Consider the following 26,182-nt stretch of genomic DNA (forward strand, 5'->3'; position numbering starts at 1 on the left):
CATCAATAAGACAGGATAACCAGCAAGCATATATTACACGCTTCCAAATAACCGATAAGGATTTAAAAGAACAAGACGCCGGGTCACCCCGATGGCAAACCGCCTCGCAGCGATTTCCGTCTTCCTTGCGGAAGAACCGGAGAACCGCCACTTGGCGACTGGTACCGAGTCTTTAGCGGAGCAGCAAGTTTGGCGTCTCCGCCGGTTCCCGTCAACCTCGATTGCGTCTCGGTGGACCAGCTTCTACCCCCGGCGATCGGATGGGTCAACACCCCTTCTGCTCATTCCGCCGATGCTGCGGAATGCTGCGATGTGAAGCCCCTAACCTATTGATCGGGCTCAGCTCTCGGTCCGGATATCGTTGTCCCGGATGACCTTCCCCCAGGTCTCGATCTCGCCTTTTATGAATTTTTCTGCGTCGGCCGGGCTTCCGGCGACCACTTCCGCCCCCTGCTCCTCCAGCCTCGCTCGCACCACCGTGTCCTGCACCGCCGTGGCGATCGCCGCCTGCATGCGGCCCAGGATCGGAGCAGGCACCCCGGCCGGGGCCATCAGCACCCAGTAGGTCAAGGCCTCGAAGCCGGGATAGCCGAGCTCCGCGAAGGGCTTCACCCCCGGCAGGAAGCGGCTCTCCCTGGCCGAGCTGACGCCCAGCGCCCGCAGGCCCCCGCTCCGCACATGCGGCATGACGATGACGATGTTGGACATGAACAGCGGCACATGCCCCGCCAGCGCGTCCTGCAGGGCCGGACCGCCGCCCCGGTAGGGCACATGCACTAGGCGGAAGTCGCCCCGCTGCTGCAGCAGCGTCGCCGAGACATGCGCCAGGCTGCCGACGCCGGTCGTCGCATAGTTCAGCGTCGCCGGCGCCGCCTTGGCCGCCGCCTGGACCTCGGCCAGGCTCCGGGAGGGCGTGCCGGGATGCGCCAGCAGCGCATAGGGGCAGGTCCCGACCACGGTGCAGAAGCTGAAGTTCTGCATGGTGCGGTATGGCAGCTGCATCAGCGTGTCGTTGGTGGCGATGGTATCGTTCGCCAGCAGCCAGGTCGCGCCATCGGGCGCCGCCCGGGCCGCCTCCCCTGCCCCGACCGAGCCGGAGGCGCCGCCGCGGTTCTCGATGACGATCGGCTTGCCCAGGATCTCCTGCAGCTTCGGCTGCAGGATGCGGGCCACGGTGTCGTTCGACCCGCCGGGCGGATAGGGGACGATGATGCGGATCGGCCGGTCGGGCCAGGTGCCCTGTGCCCCGGCGATGCGGGGTGCGCTCAGCGCCCCCGCGGCAAGCATGGCGAGGTGGCGGCGGTGCAGCATGGGTTTCTCCCGGTCTTCGGGCCCATCCTGGCACAGCCGCCGGCCGCGTCCATTCCGGCTTCAGCTATCCGCGCGGATGTTGTTGTCGCGGATCACCTTGCCCCAGCGCTCGATCTCGGCGGCCAGGAAGGTCCCGCACTCCTCCGGCCCGGTCGCCTTCACATCGCAGCCCTGCTCCTCGATCCGGGCGCGGACATCGGGGTCGGACAGCGCCTTGGCCAGGGCGTCGCGCATCTGCCGCTGGATCGGCTCCGGCGTGCCGATGCGGGCGAGGAAGGCCCACCAGGTCGGCGCGTTGAAGCCGGGGAAGCCCTGCTGGGCGAAGGGGGCGACCCCCGGCACATGCCGGCTTTCCGTCGCCGTGGTCACGCCGAGCGGCCGCAGGGTCCCGGCCCGGATATGCTGGCTGATGATGACCACGTTGGACATGAACAGCGGCACCTGGCCGGAGACGGCGTCCTGCACGGCCGGCCCGCCGCCCCGGTAGGGGACATGCACCAGGCTGAAGCCGCCCTGCTGCTGCAGCAGCGTGGTCGAGACATGCGCCAGCCCGCCGACGCCGGAGCTGGCGAAGCTGATGGTATCCGGCGCCGCCTTGGCCGCGGCCACCACGTCGCCGAAGCTGCGGTAGGGCGTGCTGGAATGCGCGACCAGCGCCAGCGGCCCGGTCGCCACCAGGCTGACCGGCGAGAAGGCCTCCAGCGTCTTGTAGGGCAGCCGCATCAGGGTCTGGTTGGTCGCCTCGTTGTCGTAGGCGAACATCCAGGTATAGCCATCCGGATTGGCCCGGGCCGCCTCGATGGCGCCGATCGAGCCCGAGGCGCCGCCGCGGTTCTCGATGATGACCTGCTTGCCGAGCGCTTCCGAGAGCTTCGGCTGGAACAGCCGGGCGATGGTATCGGTCGAGCCGCCCGGCGGCCAGGGCACGATCAGCCGGATCGGCCGTTCGGGCCAGGACTGCGCCCGCGACAGGCTGGGCATGGCGAGGCCGGTGGCCGTCAGGGCCAGCAGCGAGCGACGGTTCATCGAATAGGTTTCCCCGGACGGCTGGGCCTTGCGGCGGCCCGGTTGCGACAGGACCAGATGAACCGGTTGTTGCCGCCGCTCAAGCCCGCATGCGGGGCTCGAAGCTGGTCTCCAGGCGGAAATTCTCCTCGATGTGGCGGGCCAGCGCCTCCGCCACCGGGGTGCCGGGGCCGCGCAGCAGGCCGATGGCGAAGTCCGGCAGGGGCGGCAGCCCCTCCGCCGCGCCGAGCTGGCGCAGCCCATCCGGCAGCGGCGCCGGCATCGCAACCGTGATGGCGAGGCCGGCCAGGGCGACGGCCAGCGAGCCGGAGAGCGAGGCCGCGGTATAGGCCATGCGCCAGGGCAGGTCCGCCGCGTCCAGCGCCGCCACCGCCGCGTTGCGCCAGGTGCACCCATTCGAGGACAGGGTCAGCGGCAGCGGCCGGCGGCGCGCCAGCTCCTCCGTCCCGACCCAGAGCAGCGGGCCGCGCCAGAGCCAGCGCACCCGCGACCCGGGCGGCTCGTTGCCCTCGGACAGCAGGGTCAGGTCCAGCTCCCCCTCGGCCAGCCGCTCGACCAGCTCGTTGGAGGGGGCGCAGGTGACCTCCACCTGCACCGCCGGATGGCTGGCGCCGAAGCGGGCCAGGATCCCCGGCAGCCAGCGGATGGCATAATCATCCGGGGAGCCGAGCCGGACCGCGCCGGCGACGGCGGGCTGGCGGAAGGTGGTGTGGATCTCGTCGTGCAGCGCCAGCAGCCGGCGGGCCCGTTCCAGCAGCCAGAGCCCGTGCTGGGTCGGCTCCACCCCGCGGGTGCCGCGCAGCAGCAGCGGCTGGCCCAGCGTTTCCTCCAGCCGGCGGATCTGCATGGAGACGGCGGACTGGGTGCGGCCCACCGCCTGGGCGGCGCGGGTGAAGCTGCCGCCCTCGGCGATGAGGACGAAGCTGCGGAGCAGGTCGGGGTCGAGCCCGGGGGGGATGGCGAGCATGCCCATAGCATCAGCAATGCTGATGGGGTGGGTCAATGCAATTCGTTTTCCTTATTGCCTGTCCGGCGCGAGCCTCTGGGCGTGAGGAGTATTCGCCATGTCCATCCTGAACGCCCGTATCCCCGCCCTCTGGGTTAGGCCGGCACGGCCGGCGCTGCCCGGCTTCCGCGCCATGCTGCGCGCCGCCATCACCCGCCGGCAGCTGGCGCAGATGGACGACCGGATGCTGAAGGATATCGGCATCAGCCGCCTCGATGCGCTGTGCGAGGCGGACCGGCTGCCCTGGGACCTGACCCGCCGCTGAGCTAGACCAGGTTCGGGACCAGGATGCAGCGGGCGCTGCGTCCCGGGACCGGCGAATTCGGCGGCGGCACGCCCTCAAGGCAGGCCGGCTCCGCCAGGGCGCAGCGCGGGGCGAAGGAGCAGGCGGTCGGCAGGGTCTCGAGGCTCGGCGGCGCGCCGGGGATGGTGGTCAGCCGCTGGCCGCGCATCCCGCCATGCACCGTGGCGCCGAGCAGCCCGCGCGGATAGGGATGCAGCGGCGCCTTCATCATCGGCGCGACCGGCCCTTCCTCGACCACCCTCCCGGCATACATCACCGCCACCCGGTCGGCGATCTCCCCGGCGACGCCGAGGTCATGGGTGACGAAGATCACCCCCATGCCGAGCTGTTCCTGGAGCTTCCGCAGCAGCAGCAGCACCTGGATCTGCACCGTCGCGTCCAGCGCCGTGGTCGGCTCATCGGCCAGCAGCAGCTTCGGCTTGCAGGCCAGCGCCACCGCGATCATCGCCCGCTGGCGGAGGCCGCCCGAGAGCTCGTGCGGATAGGCCTCCAGCCGGCGCCTGGCGGAGGGGATCTGCACCAGCTCCAGCAGTTCCAGCGCCCGGGCCATGCCGGCGGCGCGGGAGGAGCCCTCGTGCCGGACCACCGTCTCGGCGATCTGCTGGCCGATGGTGAAGACCGGGTCGAGCGCGGTCATCGGCTCCTGGAAGATCATCGCCACGTCGCTGCCGCGGAAATCCTGCAGCTGGCCCTCGTTCATCGCCTGCACGTCGCGGCCGGCGACCTCGATCTGACCCGTCACCTTGGCGTATTTCGGCAGCAGCTTCATCAGCGCCCGCAGGGTGACGGACTTGCCGGAGCCGGATTCGCCGAGGATGCAGAGCACCTCCCCCGCCGCGAGGTCGACATCGACTCCGTTCACCGCATGCATGGTGGCATCGCGGGAGACGAAGCGGACGGACAGGTCCCGCACCTTCACCAGCGGATTGGCCGCGGCCGTGGTGGTGCTCATCGGGCGCTCCAGGATCTCGCTCATGCCGCCAGCCTCCCGGCCTGGGAATGACCGCTGCCGGGCGCCGCCATGTGGCAGGCCGCCTCGTGGCCGCCGCCCATGTCGGTCTGCGCCGGCTCGCGCGCGGCGCAGACATCCTCGGCATGCGGGCAGCGGGTGCGGAAGCGGCAGCCGGAGGGCGGGTTGATCGGGTTCGGCGGGTCGCCGGTCAGCGGCGGCTCGGTCCGGCGGGTCGCCGGGTCCATGGAGGGGCGGCTGGCCAGCAGCGCGCGGGTATAGGGATGCGCCGGGCGGTCGTAGATCGCCTCCACCGGCCCCTGTTCCACCACCTGCCCGAGGTACATCACCAGCACCCGGTCGGAGATGTACTGCACCACGTTCAGGTCGTGGCTGATGAAGACGTAGGTGAGGCCGAACTTCTCCTTCAGGTCGACCAGCAGGTTCAGCACCTGGGCCTCCACGCTTTTGTCGAGCGCCGAGACCGGCTCGTCCAGCAGGATCAGCCGCGGCTGCAGGGCCAGCGCCCGGGCGATGTTCACCCGCTGCCGCTGGCCGCCCGAGAGCTCATGCGGGTAGCGCCGGGCGAAGGTGGCGGGGGCGAGGCCGACCGCGGCCAGGATCTCATGCGCCCGGGCGCGGGCCTCGGACGGGGAGACGCCGTGCACCTTGGGGGCGAAGGCGATGCTCTCCTCGATCGGCAGGCGGGGGTTCAGCGAGGCGTAACTGTCCTGGAAGACCATCTGCACCTGGCGGCGGTATTCCTTCAGGGTGATGCCGCCGGTCGCCACATGCTGTCCGACCGCCTCCCCGTCGAAGACCATGCTGCCGGCGTCGGGGTCCATCAGCCGCATCAGCAGCCGCGCGGTGGTGGACTTGCCGCAGCCGCTCTCGCCGACGATGCCCAGCGTCTCGCCCTTGCGGACATGGAAGCTGACGCCGTCCACCGCCCGCACCGTGGCGACGGTGGCGCCGAACAGCCCGCCCCGGATGGGGAAATGCTTCTTGAGCCCGGAGAGCAGCAGCAGCGGCTGGGCCGGGCCGCCCCGATCGACGAAGGGAGCGGCGAAGGAGGAGGTGCTGGACATGCCGCGGGTGCAGCAAGGCCCGTGCCAGTAACGCGGCGGCGCTGCGTGGTCAGCCCGGCGGCGGGCCTGCCTGCTTCCTGGGCAGGCCCGGCCCCGACCGCCGGTCTTGCAGGCGGCCTTGCCCCCTCACCCGGCTGCGGCGCAAGGGCCGCCGCGGAGGGTGGCATCGCGGCAACCCCCTGTCCGGCGGGGCCAGGCCCGTCCGGAACCCCGCGCGCGCCGCGGTCAGGCCTTCGACGAACGGGCGAGGTCGAGGACCGTCTTGGCCGAGAGAACGGCCATGCCCCCCAGGGCTGTTCCGGCGCCGAAATGCAGCGTGGCCAGGACCGGCAGGTAGAGCAGCGCGATCATGACCGCGCCGCCTTCCGCGCCGCGCCCATCACCAGCGCCGCGCTGGCGAGCCCCGCGCCGAAGGCCATGCCGCCGGCCACGGAGAGCATCACGACGAGCCCGGTGACGATGCCGGGCGGCGAAAGCAGGCGAAGCATGGGCGTCTCCATTCAGCAGGACGCCCTTAGATGGAGCGGCCCGGCGCTCCCGTAAGCCCCGCGGCCGTCAGCTCCGGCCGACGCCGAAGTAGCGCAGCCCGGCCTCGCGCATCGCCAGCGGGTCCCAGGCATTCCGCAGGTCGAGCACCGCATCGCCCCGCATCGCCCCGCGCAGCTTCTCCGGCGCCATGGAGCGGTACTCGTTCCATTCGGTCAGCAGCACCACCGCATCGGCGCCGGTCACCGCCTCCAGCGGGGTCGCCGCATAGGCGATGCCGGCCGGCAGCACCTGCCGCGCCTGGCCGAGCTGCGGGTCATGCGCCGTCACCTTCGCCCCGGCCAGCAGCAGCCGCGGCAGGATCACCAGGCTGGGCGCATCCCGCATGTCGTCGGTCTCGGGCTTGAAGGTCACGCCGAGGATGCCGATGGACTTGCCCTGCACGTCGCCGCCGAGCGCCGCGATCACCCGCTCGGCCATCGCCTCCTTGCGGGCGTCGTTCACCGCGATGGTGGTCTCGACCAGCTTCATCGGCGAGCCCGCATCGCGCGCCGTCATCGCCAGGGCCAGCGTATCCTTGGGGAAGCAGGAGCCGCCATAGCCCGGGCCGGGGTGGAGGAACTTGCGGCCGATCCGGCCATCGAGGCCCATGCCGCGCGCCACGTCGTGCACATCGGCGCCGACCTTCTCGCAGAGGTCGGCGATCTCGTTGATGAAGGTGATCTTGGTCGCCAGGAAGGCATTGGCCGAATACTTGATCAGCTCCGCCGTCTCCAGGCTGGCGGCGACGATGGGGGTCTCGATGAGATACAGCGGCCGGTACAGCCGGCGCAGGGTGGCGAAGGCGGCCTCGTCGTCGGCGCCCAGCACCACCCGGTCGGGGCGCATGAAATCGCCGATGGCATTGCCTTCCCGGAGGAACTCCGGGTTGCTGGCGACATGGATGGTCAGGTCCGGCCGCACCCGGCGGACGATCTCCTGGATCTTGCGGCCGGTGCCGACCGGTACGGTCGACTTCGTCACCAGCACCAGCCCGTCCCGCTTGGCCGCCCGGGCGACGCCCTCGGCGGCGGCATAGACGTATTGCAGGTCGGCATGGCCATCGCCGCGGCGGGACGGGGTGCCGACGGCCAGGAAGACGCAATCGGCGCCCTCCATCGCCTCCGCCAGGTCGGTGGTGAAGGTCAGCCGGCCATCGGCGTGGTTCTCCGTCACCAGCCGGTCGAGCCCCGGCTCGTAGATCGGGATGACGCCGCGGCGCAGGGCGGCGACCTTGTCCGGGTCGGTATCGACGATGGTGACGTTCACGCCGAATTCGGCGAAGCACGCACCGGAGACCAGGCCCACATACCCGGCACCGAGGACCGCAATCCGCATCCCGCCCACTCCGCTGCAGTAGCGGCGTGCCTAGCGCGCCGCCGCGAGCGGTGCAACGAAGCCGAGCGACCGGGCGGGGTCACGTCCGCGGGCATCACGTCCCTGGTATCCTGGGACCTGGTATTATGGGCCTCGAATCATTGGCCTGGCATGCACCCCTGGCATTCCGCACCCTTCGCCCGCCGCTTCGCGCCGGCCGCTCCGGCGCCGGGCACCGCCAGGCCCGACGGGCCGGCCGCCGGGCGCGGCATCGGCAGCAGCATGACGATCAGGGCCACCAGCCCCAGCCAAGTCAGCCGGGCCTGGTAGCGATCCGCCGGGCCGGAGAGGGCGCCGGTGATGACGGCATTCCCCAGCACCGCCGCCAGGACCATCGCGGTCAGGACCACCGCCCCGAGGGTGCGCGGCCGGCCGCCGGGCTGCACCAGCGCCCCCATCAGGCCGAGCAGGCAGGCGAGGAAGGCGATGCCATGCAGCGGCGACAGCCGCTGCGCCATGGGCAGCATCTCGCCCCGCTGCTGCCGGGCGGCGCGGAAGGCGGCATGCTCGGCCGGGAAGAAGCGGGCGATCACCGGCTCCGGCCCCGGCGAGCCGAGCCAGGCATTCAGCCCATCGCCGGTCGCGGTCCGCCCGAGCTGCTCCAGCGTATTCTCGACGGCCGCCCGCAGCATGGTGACCGGGTCCTCCAGCACGACGCCGCGGACGATGGCGGCAGCCTCCGGCGCCCAGCCCTTGGGTCCGCCGAGCTGGCTGTAGAGCGGCCCGTCCAGGGTCCAGAGGAAATCATTGTGCCCCTCCCCGAGGTGGCCGCCCAGCGCGCAGACCTTGAACTGGGTCGCCTGCCCCGCGGTCTCGGCGCAATGCCGGGCCAGCCAGGCCTTGCCGCTGTCGTCGAAGAGCATGCGGGTGGCGAGGAAGACGGCGCCATAGGGCGAGGGCGCGGCGATGCCATGGGCGGCCCAGTTGACGCAGACCAGCGCCAGCAGGGCCATCAGCGGCGGCAATGCGAGCCGGGCCAATGCCCGCAGCGCCGGGAGGATGCCGCGGCAGGACCAGAGCAGCGCGCCGACGCCGGCCAGGCCGAAGGCGAGCGGCAGATGGCTCTGGTGGACGGCGATGGCGAGGGTGGCGAGAAGCATGACGTAGCGCCGCTCCGCCACCGACAGGGCGGCCTGGCGGAAGCCGATCAGCCAGGCGCAGAGCACGACGACGCCGGTGAAGAGGTCCGGCTGGATCTGGGCGGCGAAGAAGGGCAGGCCGCTGAACACCGCCAGGGCCAGGGCCGTCAGGATCAGCGGGACCGGGCCGGGATGGCCCTGGGTGCGCAGCACGAGGTGCAGGAGATGCGCGAGCAGCAGCCCCTGCCCCAGCACCACCGGCCAGAGCGACAGCCGCCAGTGCAGCCCGAGCAGGAAGAGGCTGTAGAAGGGTGGCCGGTCCCAGCCCACGTAGCCGAGCAGCGCCTGGCCGAGGTAGGTGCCGCTATCGGCGAAGACCAGCGGATAGCCGTTCCAGATCGCCGGCCATATCAGCAGGAGCGCCGCCACGCCGATCGCCCAGGCCTGGTCGAGGCGCCGCATCGGCCGCCCGCCGCCCGCCGATGCTTCGGATGTGTGAGGTGCCGGCAGCACGGCCCGGCCCGGCAAGGCGAAACGCATGGTGCTGGCACTTCGGAATGTTGGCATTTCCGAAATACGGCGCGGCTGCCTGGCTGTCCTTTCTCATGCCCTTGAGCAACAGCAATGTGACTTTTCGATCACGAAACCGAATCCGTTACCGCACTGCCACGCGCTTCAGCCGCTCCGCCGCGGCGAGGTAGAGCACGACCAGCAGGCCGATCGCGCCCAGCAGCGCCCCCGGCATGGGGGCGAAGCCGAGGATCGGGGCCAGCGGGCCGAGCGCCAGGGCCAGCGCCACGGCCAGCGCCCCGAGCGAGGTGGCGACCAGCACCGGTGCCGGCCGCGCCGCCTGCCAGGCCGGGCCGGCGGTGCGGATGAGGAAGATGACCAGCACCTGGGTCGCCATGCTCTCGATGAACCAGGCGGTGCGGAATTCCTCCGGCGTCGCCCCGAAGCCCCAGAACAGGATGCCGAAGGTGGCGAGGTCGAAGACCGAGGAAAGCGGCCCCATCACCAGGGTGAAGCGCAGCACCGATCCCATGTCCCAGGCATGCGGCCGGGCGAGGTCCGCCTCATCCACCGCATCGAAGGGGATGCCGGTCTCGCTGAGGTCGTAGAGCAGGTTGTTCAGCAGGATCTGCGCCGGCAGCAGCGGCAGGAAGGGAATGACCAGCGAGGCGACCGCCATCGACAGCATGTTGCCGAAGTTGGAGGAGGTGCCCATGCGGATGTACTTCATCACGTTGGCATAGGTCCGCCGGCCCTCGGCCACCCCATCCGCCAGCACGCCGAGGTCGGGCGCCAGCAGGATCAGGTCGGCGGCGCCGCGCGCCACCTCGGTCGCCCCCTCCACCGAGATGCCGGCATCGGCGGCGTGGATGGCGGGGGCGTCGTTGATGCCGTCACCGATGAAGCCGACGGTATGGCCGCGCGCCTTCAGGGCCAGGATGACGCGGTGCTTCTGGTCGGGCGAGACCCGGGCATACAGGTCGACATCCTCGACCCGGGCCTGCAGGGCGAGGCCGTCCAGCGCCTCGATCTCCTCGCCGGTCAGCAGCCCCGTCGCGGGGATCCCGAGGCTCCGCACCAGATGCAGCACCACCGGGGCGGCATCGCCGGAGATGATCTTGGTGCGGACCCCGAGGGCGGCGAGGCGGGAGACCGCGGCGCCGGCCGAAGCCTTGGGCGGATCGAGGAAGGCGCAGAAGCCGGCGAAGACCAGGTCGTGCTCGGCCTCGGGGCCAATTAATTCCTCCCCCTCGGGCATGGCACGCAGGGCGAGGCCGAGCAGGCGGAGGCCCTGGCCGCCCTGGGCTTCGGCCATGGCCAGCAGCGCCTTTCGGTCGAAGGCCATGCCCTCGGCGCTGGTGCAGGCGGCGAGGATGGCCTCCGGGGCGCCCTTGACCACCAGCAGGCGCATCCCCTCCCCCGCGCAGAGCACCGAGGAGCGGCGGCGCTCGAAGCCGAAGGGCGCCTCCGCCACCGCCTGCCAGCCGGCGGGGGGCGTGGCCGCGGCCAGGATCGCGGCATCGAGCGAACTGGGCTGGCCGGCGGCGAGGCCGGCATTGAGCGCGGCCAGCGCCAGCACCCGCTCGGAGGGGGTGCCATCCGGGGCGATGGCTTCCGCCAGGGCGATGCGCGCCTCGGTCAGGGTGCCGGTCTTGTCGGTGCAGAGGATGTCCATGGCGCCGAGGTCGTGGATCGCCGCCAGCCGCTTCACCACCACCCGCTTCGCCGCCATGCGCATCGCCCCGCGCGAAAGGGTGACGGTGGTGACCATGGGCAGCAGCTCGGGCGTCAGGCCGACCGCGAGCGCCACGGCAAAGAGGAAGCTCTCCAGCGCCGGGCGGTGGAAGGCGAGATGGGCGAGCAGGACGAACAGCACGAGGAAGGCGGTCAGCCGCAGGATCAGCAGGCCGAGGCCGCGCAGCCCGCGCTCGAAGGCGGTCGGCGGCCGGCGGGCGGCCAGCGCCGCGGCAACGCCGCCGAGCCGGGTGGCATGGCCGGTGGCGACCACCAGCATGGCGGCGGCGCCGGCCACCACCCCGGTGCCGGCAAACAGGGCATTGAAGGCCTCGGCCGGGCCGCTGGCCTCGCTCGGGCCGGGGCGCTTGGCGACGGGATAGGGCTCACCGGTCAGCAGCGCCTCGTTCACCTGCAGGCCGCGCGTCTCCAGCACCACGCCATCGGCCGGGACCAGGGCGCCGGCGGCCAGCTCGACCACGTCGCCGGGGACGATCTCCTCGACCGGGACGGATTGCGCCGCGCCGCCGCGACGGACCGAGGCCCGGACCGCCACGCTGTCGCGCAGCCGGGCGGCGGCCTGCTCGGCCCTTTCCTCCTGCACCACGTCCATGGCGACGGAGATACCGACGACCGCCAGGATGATGACGAAGCCCGGCCAATCCCCGGTGAGGCCGGAAACCAGGCCGGCGACCAGCAGGATCGCCACCAGCGGCTCCGCCAGCCGGCGCCCGAGCTTCAGCAGCAGCCGGCGGCGCGGCGGCTCGGCGACGGTATTGGCACCGCCGGCGGCAAGGCGCCGGGCCGCCTCGGCGAGGGCGAGGCCCTGGGCGGTGCTGCCGAGCCGGGTGAGCAGCGCCTCGGCCGGATCCGTCCAGAAGCGATCGGTGGGGAGGGTCATGGCGGGATATTACGCGCCGGGGATGGTGGGGTCTCGTTACAGACCGGTCGTGGCATGCGGCATGCTACGCCCCAGCCACCATGTCCCAGGAGCCGCGCATGCCCCGCACCGTCCAGATCGCCGCCCGCCCCGAGCCCGTCGCCGTGGTGCCGGAGGAGACGGCGCTGATCGTGGTGGACATGCAGAATGCCTATTGCTCGAAGGGCGGCTACCTCGACCTCTGCGGCTTCGATGTCTCGGGCGCCGCGCCGGTCATCGCGGAGACGGCCCAGGCCGTCGCCGCCTGCCGGGCCGCGGGCATTCCCGTCATCTTTCTGCAGAACGGCTTCTCGCCCGACCTGCGGGAGGCGCCGGGACCGGCCGCGCCGGTCTGGCACAAGTCCAATGCGCTGAAATTCATGCGGGCGAACGAGGCCTATGCCGGCCAGCTCATCACCCATGGCACCTGGGACCATGCGATCGTCGACGGGCTGACGCCCGAGCCGGGCGACCTGCTGGTGCCCAAGGCGCGCTACAGCGGCTTCGCCGGGACCGGGCTGGAGCAGCTGCTGGCGGCGCGGCGGATCCGCACGGTGCTGGTGGCTGGCGTCGCCACCAATGTCTGCGTCGAGAGCACCATCCGCGACGCCTATCACCGGGAGTTCTTCCCGGTGATGATCACCGACGCCACCATGGCGGCGGGGCCGGGCATGCAGGCGGCCACGGAGTTCAACGTCCAGGCCTTCTTCGGCTGGCTCACCACCGGGGCGGAGCTGCGCGCCGCGCTGCACGGCAACGAGTAGGGCGGCTCAGCCCAGTCCGAAGTGGATGGCCAGCGCATTCATGTCATGCGCCGGAATCACGCCGCGGCGGCGGATATCCGTCTCCTTCAGGTTCGGCACGTAGAGCTGCCAGGCCTCGAGCACGCCGAGGTCGGGCGGCAGGTCGGCCCCGCGGTTGACATTGTAGTCCTGGATGGCGGCGGCGGCCGGATCGACCGGAGCCGTCGAGAATTTCGGCTGCGGCGCGAAGGTGCCCCAGAAGGCGCGGCAGTCATCCACCAGCTCGACCTGCACGAAATTGTCGAGGTCGTTCCAGTCGATGCAGACGGCGGACATGAAGCGGACCATGGCGCTGAGGTCGATGCCGTTCAGCACCGCCTGCTGGTAGCGGCCGAGGGCGCCCTCGTAATCCTCCATGAAGGGCCGCACCGGGGACCACCAGGGGGTGATGCCATAGGTCGCATGGGCCGGGGCCTTGCCCGCCGTCAGCTTGAACATCATGAAGCCGCGGGGGAGGTTCACCACCCGGACGGTATCGGCACCGAAGGCGGTCTGGTGGCCGGGGGGGATGTTGCGGAAATCGGCGGTGGTGAGGGTGGGGTTGATCACGCCACGGTTCTTCCTTGCCTGGGACTTCCGCGGATGGGCGCTTCCCCGCCCGCGGCCTCCGTCAGGCAATGCTCACGGCATGCCGGGGGAGGTCATCCCCCGGCCTGGTCCCTCACCGTTGCAGGGCCTGTACGATCTCCTGCGTAACCTTCTTCGCATCACCAAACAACATCATTGTATTCGGCCGGAAGAAGAGTTCGTTATCCACGCCGGCATAGCCGCTGGCCATGCCGCGCTTGATGAAGAACACGGTCTTGGCGCGTTCCACGTCCAGGATCGGCATGCCGTAGATGGCCGAGGACTTGTCGGTCTTTGCAGCCGGATTGGTTACGTCATTGGCGCCGATCACGAAGGCCACGTCGGCTTCGGCGAATTCCGGGTTGATCTCCTCGAGCTCCTTGACGTCGTCATAGGGGACGTTGGCCTCGGCGAGCAGGACGTTCATGTGGCCGGGCATGCGGCCGGCGACCGGGTGGATGGCATAGGTGACCTCCACGCCCTCCTTCTTCAGCAGCTCGCCCATCTCGCGCAGCACCTGCTGGGCCTGCGCCACCGCCATGCCGTAGCCGGGCACGACGATGATCTTCTGGGCATTTTTCATGATGTAGGCGGCATCCTCCGGGCTGCCGGCCTTCACCGGGGCACGGTCGCCGCCGCCGGCACCAGGCCCGGCCTCGCCGCCGCCGGTGGTGCCGAAGCCGCCCAGCAGCACGTTGATGATGCTGCGGTTCATGCCCTTGCACATGATGTAGGACAGGATGGCGCCGGAGGCGCCGACTAGCGCGCCGGTCACGATCAGCAGCAGGTTGCCGATGGTGAAGCCGATGCCCGCCGCCGCCCAGCCGGAATAGCTGTTCAGCATGGAGACGACGACCGGCATGTCGGCGCCGCCGATCGGGATGATCAGCAGGAAGCCGAGGGCGAAGGCCAGGATGGCGATCAGCCAGAACAGCAGCGGGCTGCCGGACGAGACGAAGGCGATGACCAGCACCAGCATCAGGATGCCCAAGGCCAGGTTCAGCCAGTGCTGGCCGTTGAACAGGATGGGCGCGCCGGACATCCGGCCATCCAGCTTGGCGAAGGCGATGACCGAGCCGGAGAAGGTGATGGCGCCGATGGCGAGGCCGAGCGACATCTCGACCAGCGAGGCGCCGTGGATCTCCCCGGCATGGCCGATGCCGAAGCTCTCGGGCGCGTAGAAGGCGGCGGCCGCCACGAAGACCGCGGCAAGGCCGACCAGCGAGTGGAAGGCGGCGACGAGCTGCGGCAGCGAGGTCATCTGGATGCGGTTGGCGACGACCGCGCCGATGGTGCCGCCGATGGCGATGCCGGCGATGACGAGGGCGATGCCGCCCGCCCCCATGCCCGGCTTCAGCAGGGTGGCGACCACCGCGATGGCCATGCCGACCATGCCGAAGATATTGCCCTGGCGGCTGGTCTCGGGATGCGACAGGCCCCGCAGGGCCATGATGAAGAGGACCGAGGCGACGAGATAGGCCAGGGTAGAGAATGTCTGACCCACGGCCTAGTTCCCCTTCTTCTTGAACATCGAGAGCATGCGCCGGGAGACCAGGAAGCCGCCGAAGATGTTCACCGAGGCGAGCGTCACGGCGATGAAGCCGAAGACCTGCGCCGCGACGCTCTCACCCAGGCCGGTCGCCAGGATGGCGCCGACGACGATGACCGAGGAGATGGCGTTGGTCACGCCCATCAGCGGGCTGTGCAGCGCCGGGGTGACGTTCCAGACGACGTAGTAGCCGACGAAGCAGGCCAGCAGGAAGATCGTCAGCAGCAGCAGGAAGGGCTCGGCGGCCGCGGCCACCGGCGCCACGTGGTGCTCGGCCATCAGGCGTGCCTGGGCGGCCAGCTCCAGCGCGCGCTGCGCCGTGGCGCTGGCCTGGTTGGCCAGATCGGTCGGGTTCATGGGGCGGGTCTCCTCAGGCGGCCTGGGCGGGCGCGAAGCTCGGGTGCACCACGGCGCCGCCGCGGGTCAGCATGACGCCTTTGACGATGTCGTCCTCGGCCGGCAGCTTCGGGACCTTGGCTTCCTTGTCCCAGAAGGTGGTCAGCAGGGTCAGCAGGTTCCGCGCGAACAGTGCCGAGGAGGCCGCCGGGATGCGCCCCGGCCAATTGTTGAAGCCGAGGATCGTCACGCCATTGGGCGTGGTGAAGGATTCACCGGGCTTGGTCAGGGCGACATTGCCGCCGGCGTCGGAGGCAATATCGACGATGACGCTGCCCGGCTTCATGCTCTCGACCATCGCCGCGGTCACCAGGGTCGGCGCCTTGCGGCCCTGCACCAGGGCGGTGGTGACGACGATGTCCTGCTTGGCCAGATGCGCCGCGACGACTTCGCCCTGCTTCTGCATGAAGCCGGCGCTCATCGGCTTGGCATAGCCGCCGGCGGTCTGGGCGGCGCGGCTTTCCTCGTCCTCATGCCCGACGAAGCTGGCGCCGAGGGACTTGATCTCCTCCTTTGCCGCCGGCCTGACGTCGGTGGCGGAAACGCGGCCGCCGAGGCGGCGGGCGGTGGCGATGGCCTGCAGCCCGGCGACGCCGGCACCCATGACGAAGACATTGGCGGCGGGGATGGTGCCGGCCGCGGTCATCAGCATGGGGAAGCCGCGGTCGAAGGTCGAGGCCGCCTCGATGACGGCGCGGTAGCCCGCGAGGTTCGCCTGGGAGGAAAGGATATCCATCGACTGCGCCCGGGTGATGCGCGGCAGCAGCTCCATGGCCCCGGCATCGATGCCGGCGGCGGCATAGGCGGCGGCCATCTCCGGCGTCGCCTGCAGCTGGCCGAGCATGAGGGCGCCGCGCGGGATCAGCGCCAGCTCGTCGATCTCGCCCTCGCCGACGCCCAACGGCGCGCGGATCTTGAGGACGATGCCGGCATCCTTCAGGGCGGCCGCCGCATCGGGCGCCAGCTCGGCGCCGGCGGCGGCGAATTCCGCATCCGGGATGCCGGCGGAGGCCCCTGCCCCGGCCTCGACCGCGACGCTGAGGCCGAGGGCGATGAGTTTCTTGACCGTCTCCGGCGTCGCGGCGACCCTGGTCTCGGCCGGCCGGCGTTCCTTCAGCACTGCTAGTCGCATGCAGGGGTCCCCCTTTGGGGCCGGAACATGATGAAACGTGACCGGCGAGGCAAGCCTCTCCTGGTGCCGTGCCAGTCCCCCGCGCGCAATTTCCGAACCCGCGAGGCCCCTGCCCCGGCGGATGCCGCCGACCGATGCCGGAGCAGGATGACGCTGGGCTCACGCTGCCACCCCTAGCCTGCCCCGGACCAACACGGGAGACGGTCGATGGCCGACTGGAAACTGCGCGTTCTCGGCATCCTGGCACAGGTGCCGCCGCTGCAACCCTGGCTGAACCGCATCGCCATCAACCTGGCGGTGAATGCCACCAGGGCGCGGCCGCAGGCCTGGTCGCTCTGGTCACCCGATGCGGCGACGCCGCTGACCGAGGAGCCCTATGTCTCCTGGCAGGGGCTGGTGGACCGCCGCTACACCGGCCGCCACCTGCCCCCGGCGGGCGCCGCCGAGCAGGCCGGGCTGCCGCCCGCGGAGGCGGTGGCCGAGCTCTTCATGCGCGACCGCTTCATCCCCTCGGGCCGCACCAGCACCCTGTTCTGCTTCTTCGCCCAGTGGTTCACCGACAGCTTCCTGCGCACCGCAGCGGGCGACCGGCGGCTGAATACCTCGAACCACGAGATCGACCTGTGCCAGATCTACGGGCTGGATGCGCCGACGGCGCGGGCCCTGCGGTCCGGCCAGGGCGGGATGCTGCGAAGCCGGTCGCTGCCCACGGGCATCTTCCCGGCGCTGCTGTTCGATGCCGAGGGCGCGGTGGCCGAGGGCTTCGCCGGCCTGCCCTATGTGCAGGGCGAGCCGGGCAAGCGCGTCGCCGACATCATCCTGCCCGGCGCCTTCGGCACCGCCCTGCCGCCCGAGGAGCTGGAGCGCCGCAGGCGGGCGCTGCACGCGACCGGGCTCGAGCGCGGCAGCAACACCCTGCTCTATGCCGCCTTCAATGCGATCTTCCTGCGCGAGCACAACCGCATCTGCGGCGCGCTGGCCGCCGCGCATCCCGGCTGGGACGACCACCGGCTGTTCGAGACCGCGCGCAACGTGAATACCGTGCTGCTGCTGAAGCTGATCATCGAGGAATACATCAACCAGCTCGCCGGCCTGCCGATCCGCTTCCGCGCCGACCCGAGCTTCGCCGAGAAGCAGCGCTGGTACCGCACCAACCGCATCTCGATCGAATTCAACCTGCTCTACCGCTGGCATTCGATGATCCCGGACCGGCTGGAGCTGGGGGATTCCGTCATCGAGCCGCTCGACTACCGCTTCAACAACAGCCTGCTGGAAAGCCTTGGCGCGGAGCGGCTGATCGCCGCCGCCTCGCGCCAGCCGGCCGGGCGGATCGGCCTCGGCAACGTGCCGCGCTTCATGTGGCAGGCGGAGAAATCGGCGATCGACTTCGCCCGCAGCTTCCGGCTGCAGCCCTTCAATGCCTATCGCCAATGCTTCGGGCTGAAGCCCTATGCCAGCTTCGGCGAGCTGACCGGCAACCGGGATACCGCGGCGCGGCTGGAGGCGCTGTATGGCCCTTCGGTGGACCGCCTGGAATTCGGCGTCGGCCTGTTTGCCGAACACCACGACGAGGATGCCTCCTTCGGCGAGCTGCTGCGCGCCATGGTCGCCTGCGACGCCTTCAGCCAGGCGCTGACCAATCCGCTGCTGTCGATGAACGTCTTCGGCCCGGCCACCTTCAGCGAGGTGGGGGCCCGGATCATCGCCGAGACCTCGCGGCTGGAGCAGATCGTCGCCCGCAATGCCCCGGCGGGAGCCGGCCCGGTACTGGCCGACTTCCACCTCTAGGGCCTGCGGGCGAGGCTCAGGCCGGCGCGCCGCGCACCACGGCGGCCGGCACCCGGGCCTCGGCCAGCGCCGCGGCCTGGCGTTCGGCCAGCGAGGTCTCGGTATGCTCCTCGACCAGCTCCATGAAGGCGCGGTGCCAGTTGATATCGGCGCGCAGCCGCAGGAAGACGCTGCCCAGGCCGATCGCAGCACGGTCCATCAGCGGGAATTCGCGCGGGATCTTCACCCCGCCGGTCCGCTTCAGCCCCTCATGCACCTTCTGGGCGATCTTGCGGCCATAGCCCATGTCGTCCGAGTACTGGATCGGCCGCACCTTGTCCTGCACCAGCGGCTCATAGAGGAAGGTGGCCCAGAGGCTCAGCACCTCCATGGTCTCCTTCGACAGGTTGCGGAAGCCCCAGATCCGGTAGGCCTCGGCCGCCTTCTCCTCGTCGTGGTCGCGCACCGCCTCGTACAGCATGATGACGCCGCCGACGAAGGTCGGCGGGAAGACCCGGATGGTGCCGAAGTCGAGCAGGTTGATCCCCGCCCGGTCCGGCCGGACCTGGTAGTTGCCGAGATGCGGGTCGCCGTGGATGACGCCGTACTGGTAGAAGGGCTTGTACCAGGCGCGGAACAGCGCCTTGGCATAGGCATTCCGCTCCTCGAGCGGCGGGTCTTCCTCGAGCCGCTTCACGATGGCCCGGCCTTCCAGCCAGTTCATGGTCAGCAGCCGCTTGGTGCAGAGCTCCTCGACCGGGGCGGGGATGGTGACATCCGACACGCCACGCATCATCAGTCCGTACAGGCGCATCTGCGCCGCCTCGCGGAGGTAGTCGAGCTCCTCGCGCAGCCGGTCGCACATCTCCTGGTAGACCTCGCCATTGTCGAGGGCGCTGTCCATCCGGCGATAGACGCTCATCGCCAGCTTGAGCTGGCGGAGGTCGGCCTCCACCACGCTCGGCATGTCCGGGTACTGCAGCTTGCAGGCGACCTCGCGGCCATCCGGCAGCGTCGCGCGATGCACCTGGCCGAGCGAGGCGGCGGCGGCCGCCTCCCGCCCAAAACTTTTAAACCGGCTCTCCCAGGACGGGCCGAGCTCCGAGCCCATGCGGCGGCGGACGAAGGGCCAGCCCATCGGCGGGGCATTGGCCTGCAGGGTCGCCAGTTCCTCGGCATACTCGTCCGGCAGGGCATCCGGTACGGTCGAGAGGAACTGCGCCACCTTCATCAGCGGGCCCTTCAGCCCGCCGAGGATGGCCTTCAGATCCTCCGCATGCGCCGCCTTGTCGGTCTTGACGCCGAAGATGCGTTCCCCGGCGACGCGGGCGGCGATGCCGCCCACGGCGCCGGAGGTGCGCGCCATCCGGCGAAGCTCGCCGAAGAGCGTGCTGTCGGGATTGCGCTCAGACATCCTGTTCCAATTCGTCAATAAAGCCGGAGATCACGTCGAGCCCCCGCTGCCAGAAGCCCGGGTCGGAGGCGTCGAGACCGAAGGGCGCCAGCAGCTCCCGGTGCCGCAGGGTGCCGCCGGCCTTCAGCAGGTCGAGGTATTTCTGCTGGAAGCCGGGCACCTCGCCGGCGCGGTAGACGCCGTAGAGCGCATTCACCAGGCAGTCCCCGAAGGCATAGGCATAGACGTAGAAGGGCGAGTGGATGAAGTGCGGGATATAGGCCCAGTAGACGCCGTAATCCGCGGTGAAGTCGAAGGCCGGGCCGAGGCTCTCGTGCTGCACCTGCATCCAGAGCTCGGCGATGCGCTCGCTGCTTAGCTCGCCCTGCCGCCGCTCGTCGTGCAGCAGGGTCTCGAAGCGGTAGAAGGCGATCTGCCGGACCACGGTGTTCAGCATGTCCTCGACCTTGCCGGCCAGCATGAGGCGGCGGCGGGCGGGGTCGGTCTCGGCATCGAGCAATCCGCGGAAGGTCAGCATCTCGCCGAAGACCGAGGCGGTCTCGGCCAGGGTCAGCGGCGTGCCGGAGAGCAGGTAGCCCTGCTTCGCCGCCAGCACCTGATGCACGCCATGGCCCAGCTCATGCGCCAGCGTCATCACGTCGCGCGTCTTGCCGTGGTAGTTCAGCAGCAGGTAGGGGTGCGCCGAGGGCACCGTCGGATGGGCAAAGGCGCCGCCCGACTTGCCCGGGCGCAGCGCCGCATCCACCCAGGGGCTGCTGAAGAAGCGCCCGCCGATCTCGGCGAGCTCCGGGCTGAAGGCGCGGTAGCTGTCGAGCACCGTCCGCACCGCCTGCGGCCAGGGAATGCTGCGGTCCTGCTCATCCGGCAGCGGCGCGTTGCGGTCCCAGTGCTGCAGCTTCTCGAGGCCCAGCCACTTCGCCTTCATCGAATAATAGCGATGCGACAGCTTCGGGAAGCTGGCCCGGACCGCCGTCACCAGCGCATCGACCACCTCGTCCTCGACCATGTTGGCGCGGTTGCGGGAGGAGCCGGGGCGCGGGTACTGGCGCCAGTTGTCGATGATCTCCTTGTCCTTGGCCAGGGTATTGGTGATCAGCGAGAACAGCCGCACCCGGCTGGCGAAGGCGGCCGAGATGCCCTCCGCGGCGGCGGCACGCACCGCGCGGTCGCGGTCGGACAGCCGGTTCAGCGCGGCGGAGACGGTCAGCTCCTCCTCACCCACCTTCACCGTCATGCCGGCGATGGTCTCGTCGAACAGCCGGTTCCAGGCGGAGCGGCCGGTGACCTCCTTCTCGTGCAGCAGCTTCTCCAGCTCATCCGAGAGCTGGTGCGGGCGGAAGACGCGGAGGTCGCGCAGCCAGGGGCGCCAGCGCTCCAGCGCCCGGCTGCCGGCGAGCTTGCGCTCGATCTCGGCATCCTCCAGCCGGTTCAACTCCAGGGTGAAGAAGATCAGGTGGCTGCTGATCGCCGTCACCTTTTCCTGCAGGGTCTGGTAGAAGCGGCCGTTGGCGGGGTCGGTCGCATCGCCGGCGAAGACCAGCTGGCCATAGCTCATCGCCCGGCCGAGCACCTCCTCGATCCGCTCCAGCGCGGCGATCGCCTCGGCCAGCCCGTCGCCGGAGATGGCGCCGAGCTTGCCGGCATAGCGGGCGGCCAGCGCCTTGCCCTCCAGCTCCGCCTGGTCGAGGTCGGCGGTGAGCTTCGGATCCTCCAGCGAGGCATAGAGATCGGACAGGTCCCACTCAGGCAACGGCCCGGCCGCCTCCCCGGCGCCGGCATCGAGGGGTGAATGGGGCAGCCCGGCGAGGGCTGCGAGGGGGCGCCCGGCCGCGGCGGAATCCGCGGCGGCGCAGGCGGGGGTCGATTGGGGCTCGGCTCGGGTCACGTCCCTGCATATATGGCTTGCAGGGCCGGGGCCAAGCCGCCGGGGCGAGGCAACCGCGGCAGATCAGGGGAAGCGTGCAGAATGGCCGATGCCGGAGCCCGCAAGGGGGCCAACCGCGGGCGGATCACCACGGGCAGCCAGGCGGGGACGCCCTGGGGCAGCCTGCCCTGGATGCTGCTCGACATCGCCCGGCAGCGGCCGCAGCGGCCGATGGTGCGGTACTGGCGGGATGGCGCCTGGCAGCGCCTCGCCTGGGGCGATTTCGCGCTTGCCGTCGCCAGCGCCAGCGCCTGGCTGCGCGCCGCCGGGGTCATGCCCGGCGACCGGGTGCTGCTGGTCAGCGAGAGCCGGCCGGAATTCAACATCGCCGATACCGCGCTGATGGCGATCGGCGCCGTCACGGTGCCGACCTACACCACCAATACCGTGGCGGACCACCGGCATATCCTGGCCGATTCCGGCGCCCGCATCGCCATCGTCTCGACCGCCGCGCTGGCCGCGCGCATCGCCGCGGCGGCGCCGGCGGGGCTCGACCTGCTGGTCGGGCTGGATGCACGGCCCGCGCCGGAGAGCGCCGGGCGGGTGGCGCAATGGAGCGAGGTGGTGGCATCGCCGGGCGACCTCCCGCTGCTGATGGCGGAGGCGGAGCTGATCCCGGCCGGCCGGCTCGCCTGCCTGATCTATACCTCCGGCACCGGCGGCACGCCGCGCGGGGTGATGCTGCCGCACCGGGCGATGCTGGCGAACCGCGACGGCGTGGCGGCGCTGGCCGAGCGGCTGCACCTGGACGGCACGGTCTATCTCTCCTTCCTGCCGCTCTCGCACAGCTACGAGCATACGGTCGGCGTCTTCCTGCTGCCCTCGCTCGGCGTCGAGGTGGTCTATTCGCGCGGTGCCGAGCGGATCTCGGCCGAGTTCCAGGAATTCCAGCCGAGCATCGTCACCACGGTGCCGCGGCTGTTCGAGGTGCTGCGGACCCGGATGCTGGCGCAACTCGAGAAGGAGACGCCCTTCCGGCAGAAACTCTTCCGGCGCGCCCTGGCGCTCGGGCTGCAGCGGGTGGACGGGCCGCCGCTGTCATTGCTCGAGCGGCTGCAGGATGCGGTGCTCGACAAGCTGGTGCGGGACAAGGTGCGGGCCCGCTTCGGCGGCCGCCTGCAGGCGCTGGTCTCGGGCGGGGCGCGGCTGGACCCCGATCTCTCGGGCTTCTTCATCGGCCTCGGCCTGCCGCTGATCCAGGGCTATGGCCAGACCGAGGCGGGGCCGGTCATCGCGGTGAACCCGCCCTGGGACAACGTGCGGCAGACGGTCGGCTATCCGCTGCCCGGGGTCGAGGCGCGGCTGGCCGAGGATGGCGAGCTGCTGGTCCGCGGCGCGCTGGTGATGGACGGCTACTGGGGCAACCCGGAGGCGACCGCCGCCGCCATCCGCCCGGCCGCCGGCGATGCCCCGGGCGAGGCCCCCTGGCTGCATACCGGCGATGTCGCCACCATCCAGCCGGATGGCGAGGATGCCGGGCGGATCACCATCACCGACCGCAAGCGCGACTTCATCAAGACCCTCGGCGGCGACATGGTGAGCCCGGCCAAGCTGGAATCCCTGCTGATGGCCGAGCCCGAGATCGCCCAGGCGGTGGTCGCCGGCGAGGGCCAGGCCGGGGTGGTGGCCCTGCTGGTCCCGGCCGAAGGACACGCCGAGCAGATCGCCGCCGCCGTCGCCCGGGTGAATGCGCGGCTGTCGAGCATCGAGCGCATCCGCCGCTGGACCCTGGCGCCGAGCCCCTTCTCGGTCGAGAACGGGCTGCTGACGCCGACGATGAAGGTGAAGCGCCGGGCGGTGCTGGCGCATTACCAGGACGAGATCGCGGCGACCTATCGATAGGACATGGCAGCATGGTGGATGACCCGGCCGGCCCCAATGCCCCGCAGGCGGCCTATTGGAACGGCCCCGCCACCCGCGCCTGGGCCACGCATCACGCCCGGATCGATGCCCGCTTCGACGCGGTGCTGCAGCGGGCGCTGGAGCGCGCCGCGCCGCGGCCCGGCGCCCGGGTGCTGGACATCGGCTGCGGCAGCGGCACCTCGACCCTCGCCCTGGCGGAGCGGGTCGGGCGCCAGGGGTCGGTGCTCGGCGTCGATATCGCGGCGGAATCGGTCGCGGTGGCGCAGCGGCGGATCGCCGCGGCCGGCCTCGCCCAGGCCCGGGTGCTGCTCGCCGACGCGGCGACCCATCCCTTCGCGCCCGCGAGCTTCGACCTGCTGTTCTCCCGCTTCGGGGTGATGTTCTTCCTCGATCCCGTCGCCAGCTTCCGTCATATCCGCGGCGCGCTGACGCCGGGCGCGGCGGTCGTCCTCGCCGCCTTCCGCAGCCCGGCCGAGAATGCCTGGACGACCGGCCCGGTCGCCGCGGTGCGCGGCCTGCTGCCGCCGGCGACGCCGCCGGGGCCGCCACCGGGGCCGGAAGACCCCGGGCAATTCGCCTTCGCCGATCCGGATCGGGTGCGGCGCATCCTGCGCGGGGCCGGCTTCCGCGAGGTGGCGCTGGAGGCGGTGGACGTGCCGATGCGGCTCGGCGCCGATGCGGCGGAGGCGACGGATTTCGCCATGACCATCGGCCAGGCCAGCCGCGCCGTCGCCGGCCTTCCCGAGGCGGAGCGGGCGGCGGTCCGGGACGGCATCGCCGCCTTCTATCAGGGACACGAAGGCGCGGCGGGCGTGGTGATGCCCGCCGCGATCTGGCTGGTGACCGCGACGGCCTGAGGCCACCAGCCCCGTTGGCTCAGCGGGGCTGGCGCGCCGGCATCGGCGCCAGCGCCTCGCCGTCGGACCGCGCCGCCTCCGCCACCGCCGCGGCCAGGTCCAGCGCATCCGCGGTCTCCTCGGTGCTCAGCCACCGGTGCAGCAGCCCGCCGGCGACGGCGCCGGCGACCGGCGCCACCCAGAAGAGCCAGAGCTGCTGCAGCGCCACGCCCCCCAGCACGAAGGCCGGGCCGGTGCTGCGGGCCGGGTTCACGCTGGTATTGGTGACCGGGATGCTGATCAGGTGGATCAGGGTCAGGCAGAGGCCGATGGCGATGGGGGCGAAGCCGGCCGGCGCCCGGGCCGAGGTCGCGCCGAGGATCACCAGCAGGAAGAAGAAGGTCATCACCACCTCGGTGGTGAAGCCCGCGATCAGGTCGAACTTGCCGGGCGAGGCATCGCCGAAGCCATTCGCCGCCAGCCCCTTCACCGCCAGGTCGAAGCCCGGCTGGCCGGAGGCGATGGCATAGAGCAGGAAGGCCCCCGCCGCGCCGCCGATGACCTGGGCGGCGATATAGGGCAGCGCCTCGCCCGCCTGGAAGCGGCCGGCGGCGACCAGGCCGCAGGTGACCGCGGGGTTCAGGTGGCAGCCGGAGATATGGCCGATGGCGAAGGCCATGGTCAGCACGGTCAGGCCGAAGGCGAGGGAGACGCCGAGCAGGCCGATGCCGACATCGGGAAAGGCGGCGGCCAGGACGGCACTGCCGCAGCCGCCGAGCACGAGCCAAAGGGTACCGAAGAATTCCGCGACGAGCTTGCGTGACACCGAACGATCCTCCGAGAGCGGCCACTCCGGCGCGCGTGATGTATCGTATACGGTTAAGTTTCGATTAAGCGCTGTCTCGCGGAAATGTGCGTCCGGAACGGTGGCAACCCTTTCGCTGGCCTCCCCTTGCGCGCGATGCAGGGGCATGCAAATCGGCCGGGATGGCATGCTTGCACATCATGGGTGCCTCCGGCAGCGGCACCTCCACCCTCGGGGCGGCGGTGGCGGCGCGGCTGGGCTGCCCGCTGCACGATGCCGACGCGCATTTCTGGCTGCCGACCGACCCGCCCTTCACCGAGGTGCGGCCGATGCCCGGCCGGCTGGCCCGGCTGCGCCGGCACCTCGGCCGCAGCCGCGCCTGGGTGCTGGCCGGGGCGCTCGGCGGCTGGGGCGATGCGCTGGTCGCGGAGTTCGACCTGGTGGTCTTCCTGTGCCTGGATCCAACGACCCGGCTGGACCGGCTGCGGCGGCGGGAGGCGGCGCGGCATGGGGCGCGGATCGAGGCCGGGGGCGACCTCGCCGCCGTCCATGCCGCCTTCATGGCCTGGGCCGCCGCCTATGACGGCGCCGGGCTGGAACAGCGCAGCCGGGCGCAGCAGGAAAGCTGGCTGGCCGACCTGCCCTGCCCGGTGCTGCGGCTGGACAGCGCGGCGCCGGTGCCGGTGCTGGCGGCGGCGGTGCTGGCGGCTATTCCGGCAGGACGGTGAGATCGAGCGGCAGGATCGCACCCATCCAGAGCGCATGCGCGGTGTGGTCCGCCCGCGGCCGCCCGGTTTCGGGATGCAGCAGCACCGCCAGCCCCTTCCGGTGCAGCGCGAGGAAGGACAGCAGCCCCGGCAGCAGGTCCGGCGCGAAGGCCACCTGGTACATGCTGGACGGATGCGGGCCGACGGGCCGGTCGTGCCAGCGGCCGAGCACCGCGGCCGGGAAGCGCCGGGCGATGCCGTCGCGCAGCGCCTCGGCCAGGGCCCGCGTCGCCGGGTCGTAGTAGACATGGGCGTGCCAGCCGGTGATGGCCTCGGGCATCGGCGGGTCCTCCTGCAGGGCGCCATGCCAGCGCAATGCACGGATGGCCGCAAGCCCGGCCGCCGCGCATGATCCCGCCATGCCCGACATGACCCCCCTCCCCGAGAGCGATGCGCCCCTCCAGTGGGACGCCCGATGGGAAGCCCGCTGGGAAGCCCTCCTGGCGCGGGACCCGGCGCCGGCCTGCGGCGGGTTCCTCTATGCCGTCACCACGCAGGGCGTCTATTGCCGCCCCGGCTGCCCCTCCCGCC

25 protein-coding genes are annotated in these 26,182 nt (G+C 71.1%); 7 read left to right on the forward strand and 18 right to left on the reverse strand.

Annotated elements, in window-relative coordinates:
- Positions 1 to 339: 339 nt before the first annotated feature.
- The 3 genes from AC0IW9_RS28110 to AC0IW9_RS28120 form a co-directional block, all read right to left on the reverse strand.
- Positions 340 to 1,311 carry a tripartite tricarboxylate transporter substrate-binding protein gene (locus tag AC0IW9_RS28110; protein ID WP_471651611.1) on the reverse strand — a complete coding sequence of 324 codons (972 nt, stop codon included), beginning with the start codon at positions 1,309 to 1,311 and terminating at the stop codon, positions 340 to 342.
- A gap of 60 nt (positions 1,312 to 1,371) precedes the next feature.
- Positions 1,372 to 2,337, reverse strand: a complete 966-nt coding sequence (locus tag AC0IW9_RS28115; RefSeq protein WP_471651612.1) for a Bug family tripartite tricarboxylate transporter substrate binding protein — start codon at positions 2,335 to 2,337, stop codon at positions 1,372 to 1,374.
- A gap of 79 nt (positions 2,338 to 2,416) precedes the next feature.
- Positions 2,417 to 3,304: a LysR substrate-binding domain-containing protein gene (locus AC0IW9_RS28120; protein ID WP_471651613.1), complete on the reverse strand. Its 888-nt coding sequence runs from the start codon at positions 3,302 to 3,304 to the stop codon at positions 2,417 to 2,419.
- Positions 3,305 to 3,401: 97 nt separating this feature from the next.
- Between AC0IW9_RS28120 and AC0IW9_RS28125 the strand changes: the two genes are divergently transcribed.
- On the forward strand, positions 3,402 to 3,608 hold the full coding sequence (locus AC0IW9_RS28125; protein ID WP_471651614.1) for a DUF1127 domain-containing protein: 207 nt from the start codon (positions 3,402 to 3,404) through the stop codon (positions 3,606 to 3,608).
- A 1-nt stretch (position 3,609) separates the two neighbouring features.
- Here AC0IW9_RS28125 and AC0IW9_RS28130 read toward each other — a convergent pair whose 3' ends face one another.
- The 7 genes from AC0IW9_RS28130 to mgtA form a co-directional block, all read right to left on the reverse strand.
- Complete coding sequence (locus AC0IW9_RS28130; protein ID WP_471651615.1) at positions 3,610 to 4,623, reverse strand: ABC transporter ATP-binding protein; 1,014 nt, start codon at positions 4,621 to 4,623, stop codon at positions 3,610 to 3,612.
- Positions 4,620 to 5,684 (reverse strand): ABC transporter ATP-binding protein, encoded by a 1,065-nt coding sequence (locus AC0IW9_RS28135; protein ID WP_471651616.1) that lies wholly within the window; start codon positions 5,682 to 5,684, stop codon positions 4,620 to 4,622. The genes AC0IW9_RS28130 and AC0IW9_RS28135 overlap by 4 nt, the downstream gene beginning before the upstream one ends.
- A gap of 225 nt (positions 5,685 to 5,909) precedes the next feature.
- Positions 5,910 to 6,035, reverse strand: a complete 126-nt coding sequence (locus AC0IW9_RS28140) for a hypothetical protein (RefSeq protein WP_471651617.1) — start codon at positions 6,033 to 6,035, stop codon at positions 5,910 to 5,912.
- Positions 6,032 to 6,172 (reverse strand): hypothetical protein, encoded by a 141-nt coding sequence (locus AC0IW9_RS28145; protein WP_471651618.1) that lies wholly within the window; start codon positions 6,170 to 6,172, stop codon positions 6,032 to 6,034. The genes AC0IW9_RS28140 and AC0IW9_RS28145 overlap by 4 nt, the downstream gene beginning before the upstream one ends.
- 67 nt (positions 6,173 to 6,239) lie before the next feature.
- Positions 6,240 to 7,547: a UDP-glucose dehydrogenase family protein gene (locus AC0IW9_RS28150; RefSeq protein WP_471651619.1), complete on the reverse strand. Its 1,308-nt coding sequence runs from the start codon at positions 7,545 to 7,547 to the stop codon at positions 6,240 to 6,242.
- Positions 7,548 to 7,684: 137 nt separating this feature from the next.
- Positions 7,685 to 9,127, reverse strand: a complete 1,443-nt coding sequence (locus tag AC0IW9_RS28155; protein WP_471651620.1) for a hypothetical protein — start codon at positions 9,125 to 9,127, stop codon at positions 7,685 to 7,687.
- 193 nt (positions 9,128 to 9,320) lie between these two features.
- Positions 9,321 to 11,810 carry a magnesium-translocating P-type ATPase gene (gene mgtA / locus AC0IW9_RS28160; protein WP_471651621.1) on the reverse strand — a complete coding sequence of 830 codons (2,490 nt, stop codon included), beginning with the start codon at positions 11,808 to 11,810 and terminating at the stop codon, positions 9,321 to 9,323.
- 98 nt (positions 11,811 to 11,908) lie between these two features.
- On the opposite strand from mgtA, the gene AC0IW9_RS28165 reads away from it, so the two are divergent.
- Positions 11,909 to 12,592 carry an isochorismatase family protein gene (locus tag AC0IW9_RS28165; RefSeq protein ID WP_471651622.1) on the forward strand — a complete coding sequence of 228 codons (684 nt, stop codon included), beginning with the start codon at positions 11,909 to 11,911 and terminating at the stop codon, positions 12,590 to 12,592.
- A gap of 6 nt (positions 12,593 to 12,598) precedes the next feature.
- Here AC0IW9_RS28165 and AC0IW9_RS28170 read toward each other — a convergent pair whose 3' ends face one another.
- From AC0IW9_RS28170 to AC0IW9_RS28185, 4 genes are all read right to left on the reverse strand, one after another.
- Positions 12,599 to 13,180, reverse strand: a complete 582-nt coding sequence (locus AC0IW9_RS28170; protein ID WP_471651623.1) for a hypothetical protein — start codon at positions 13,178 to 13,180, stop codon at positions 12,599 to 12,601.
- A gap of 112 nt (positions 13,181 to 13,292) precedes the next feature.
- Complete coding sequence (locus AC0IW9_RS28175; RefSeq protein WP_471651624.1) at positions 13,293 to 14,702, reverse strand: NAD(P)(+) transhydrogenase (Re/Si-specific) subunit beta; 1,410 nt, start codon at positions 14,700 to 14,702, stop codon at positions 13,293 to 13,295.
- A gap of 3 nt (positions 14,703 to 14,705) precedes the next feature.
- Positions 14,706 to 15,104 carry an NAD(P) transhydrogenase subunit alpha part 2 gene (locus AC0IW9_RS28180; RefSeq protein WP_471651625.1) on the reverse strand — a complete coding sequence of 133 codons (399 nt, stop codon included), beginning with the start codon at positions 15,102 to 15,104 and terminating at the stop codon, positions 14,706 to 14,708.
- 13 nt (positions 15,105 to 15,117) lie between these two features.
- Positions 15,118 to 16,275, reverse strand: a complete 1,158-nt coding sequence (locus AC0IW9_RS28185) for a Re/Si-specific NAD(P)(+) transhydrogenase subunit alpha (RefSeq protein WP_471651626.1) — start codon at positions 16,273 to 16,275, stop codon at positions 15,118 to 15,120.
- Between the two features lie 207 nt (positions 16,276 to 16,482).
- On the opposite strand from AC0IW9_RS28185, the gene AC0IW9_RS28190 reads away from it, so the two are divergent.
- Positions 16,483 to 18,063 (forward strand): peroxidase family protein, encoded by a 1,581-nt coding sequence (locus tag AC0IW9_RS28190; protein WP_471651627.1) that lies wholly within the window; start codon positions 16,483 to 16,485, stop codon positions 18,061 to 18,063.
- Positions 18,064 to 18,079: 16 nt separating this feature from the next.
- Here the strand turns inward: AC0IW9_RS28190 and AC0IW9_RS28195 are convergent, their stop codons facing one another.
- Positions 18,080 to 19,456, reverse strand: a complete 1,377-nt coding sequence (locus AC0IW9_RS28195; protein ID WP_471651628.1) for an ABC1 kinase family protein — start codon at positions 19,454 to 19,456, stop codon at positions 18,080 to 18,082.
- Positions 19,449 to 21,254: a M3 family oligoendopeptidase gene (locus AC0IW9_RS28200; RefSeq protein ID WP_471651633.1), complete on the reverse strand. Its 1,806-nt coding sequence runs from the start codon at positions 21,252 to 21,254 to the stop codon at positions 19,449 to 19,451. Before AC0IW9_RS28200 ends, AC0IW9_RS28195 begins: the two co-directional genes overlap by 8 nt.
- Before the next feature lie 168 nt (positions 21,255 to 21,422).
- Between AC0IW9_RS28200 and AC0IW9_RS28205 the strand changes: the two genes are divergently transcribed.
- Together AC0IW9_RS28205 and AC0IW9_RS28210 are read left to right on the forward strand one after the other, a co-directional pair.
- Positions 21,423 to 23,222 carry an AMP-dependent synthetase/ligase gene (locus AC0IW9_RS28205; RefSeq protein WP_471651629.1) on the forward strand — a complete coding sequence of 600 codons (1,800 nt, stop codon included), beginning with the start codon at positions 21,423 to 21,425 and terminating at the stop codon, positions 23,220 to 23,222.
- Positions 23,223 to 23,233: 11 nt separating this feature from the next.
- Complete coding sequence (locus tag AC0IW9_RS28210; RefSeq protein ID WP_471651630.1) at positions 23,234 to 24,100, forward strand: class I SAM-dependent methyltransferase; 867 nt, start codon at positions 23,234 to 23,236, stop codon at positions 24,098 to 24,100.
- Between the two features lie 19 nt (positions 24,101 to 24,119).
- On the opposite strand, the gene aqpZ is transcribed toward AC0IW9_RS28210, so the two are convergent.
- The gene (gene aqpZ, locus AC0IW9_RS28215) at positions 24,120 to 24,905 is read right to left on the reverse strand and encodes an aquaporin Z (RefSeq protein ID WP_471651631.1); all 786 of its coding nucleotides are present in this window, start codon (positions 24,903 to 24,905) and stop codon (positions 24,120 to 24,122) included.
- A gap of 179 nt (positions 24,906 to 25,084) precedes the next feature.
- On the opposite strand from aqpZ, the gene AC0IW9_RS28220 reads away from it, so the two are divergent.
- Complete coding sequence (locus tag AC0IW9_RS28220; protein ID WP_471651634.1) at positions 25,085 to 25,612, forward strand: P-loop NTPase family protein; 528 nt, start codon at positions 25,085 to 25,087, stop codon at positions 25,610 to 25,612.
- Here the strand turns inward: AC0IW9_RS28220 and AC0IW9_RS28225 are convergent.
- Complete coding sequence (locus AC0IW9_RS28225) at positions 25,593 to 25,931, reverse strand: DOPA 4,5-dioxygenase family protein (protein WP_471651632.1); 339 nt, start codon at positions 25,929 to 25,931, stop codon at positions 25,593 to 25,595. The genes AC0IW9_RS28220 and AC0IW9_RS28225 overlap by 20 nt on opposite strands.
- A gap of 88 nt (positions 25,932 to 26,019) precedes the next feature.
- On the opposite strand from AC0IW9_RS28225, the gene AC0IW9_RS28230 reads away from it, so the two are divergent.
- The coding region (locus AC0IW9_RS28230; RefSeq protein ID WP_471651635.1) for an Ada metal-binding domain-containing protein at positions 26,020 to 26,182 on the forward strand (163 nt) is incomplete at its 3' end.

The sequence above is a fragment of the Belnapia sp. AC561 genome (genome assembly GCF_979252845.1).

What these genes read in the sequence shown, in the direction of transcription:
- AC0IW9_RS28140 (WP_471651617.1), bottom strand. Translation starts at nt 6,035, where the DNA reads ATGATCGCGCTGCTCTACCTGCCGGTCCTGGCCACGCTGCATTTCGGC.
- AC0IW9_RS28110 (WP_471651611.1), bottom strand. Translation starts at nt 1,311, where the DNA reads ATGCTGCACCGCCGCCACCTCGCCATGCTTGCCGCGGGGGCGCTGAGC.
- AC0IW9_RS28190 (WP_471651627.1), top strand. Translation starts at nt 16,483, where the DNA reads ATGGCCGACTGGAAACTGCGCGTTCTCGGCATCCTGGCACAGGTGCCG.
- AC0IW9_RS28210 (WP_471651630.1), top strand. Translation starts at nt 23,234, where the DNA reads ATGGTGGATGACCCGGCCGGCCCCAATGCCCCGCAGGCGGCCTATTGG.
- AC0IW9_RS28205 (WP_471651629.1), top strand. Translation starts at nt 21,423, where the DNA reads ATGGCCGATGCCGGAGCCCGCAAGGGGGCCAACCGCGGGCGGATCACC.
- AC0IW9_RS28180 (WP_471651625.1), bottom strand. Translation starts at nt 15,104, where the DNA reads ATGAACCCGACCGATCTGGCCAACCAGGCCAGCGCCACGGCGCAGCGC.
- AC0IW9_RS28220 (WP_471651634.1), top strand. Translation starts at nt 25,085, where the DNA reads ATGGGTGCCTCCGGCAGCGGCACCTCCACCCTCGGGGCGGCGGTGGCG.
- AC0IW9_RS28150 (WP_471651619.1), bottom strand. Translation starts at nt 7,547, where the DNA reads ATGCGGATTGCGGTCCTCGGTGCCGGGTATGTGGGCCTGGTCTCCGGT.
- AC0IW9_RS28145 (WP_471651618.1), bottom strand. Translation starts at nt 6,172, where the DNA reads ATGCTTCGCCTGCTTTCGCCGCCCGGCATCGTCACCGGGCTCGTCGTG.
- AC0IW9_RS28225 (WP_471651632.1), bottom strand. Translation starts at nt 25,931, where the DNA reads ATGCCCGAGGCCATCACCGGCTGGCACGCCCATGTCTACTACGACCCG.
- AC0IW9_RS28185 (WP_471651626.1), bottom strand. Translation starts at nt 16,275, where the DNA reads ATGCGACTAGCAGTGCTGAAGGAACGCCGGCCGGCCGAGACCAGGGTC.
- AC0IW9_RS28195 (WP_471651628.1), bottom strand. Translation starts at nt 19,456, where the DNA reads ATGTCTGAGCGCAATCCCGACAGCACGCTCTTCGGCGAGCTTCGCCGG.
- AC0IW9_RS28135 (WP_471651616.1), bottom strand. Translation starts at nt 5,684, where the DNA reads ATGTCCAGCACCTCCTCCTTCGCCGCTCCCTTCGTCGATCGGGGCGGC.
- AC0IW9_RS28165 (WP_471651622.1), top strand. Translation starts at nt 11,909, where the DNA reads ATGCCCCGCACCGTCCAGATCGCCGCCCGCCCCGAGCCCGTCGCCGTG.
- AC0IW9_RS28115 (WP_471651612.1), bottom strand. Translation starts at nt 2,337, where the DNA reads ATGAACCGTCGCTCGCTGCTGGCCCTGACGGCCACCGGCCTCGCCATG.
- mgtA (WP_471651621.1), bottom strand. Translation starts at nt 11,810, where the DNA reads ATGACCCTCCCCACCGATCGCTTCTGGACGGATCCGGCCGAGGCGCTG.
- AC0IW9_RS28130 (WP_471651615.1), bottom strand. Translation starts at nt 4,623, where the DNA reads ATGAGCGAGATCCTGGAGCGCCCGATGAGCACCACCACGGCCGCGGCC.
- AC0IW9_RS28155 (WP_471651620.1), bottom strand. Translation starts at nt 9,127, where the DNA reads ATGCGGCGCCTCGACCAGGCCTGGGCGATCGGCGTGGCGGCGCTCCTG.
- AC0IW9_RS28125 (WP_471651614.1), top strand. Translation starts at nt 3,402, where the DNA reads ATGTCCATCCTGAACGCCCGTATCCCCGCCCTCTGGGTTAGGCCGGCA.
- AC0IW9_RS28120 (WP_471651613.1), bottom strand. Translation starts at nt 3,304, where the DNA reads ATGCTCGCCATCCCCCCCGGGCTCGACCCCGACCTGCTCCGCAGCTTC.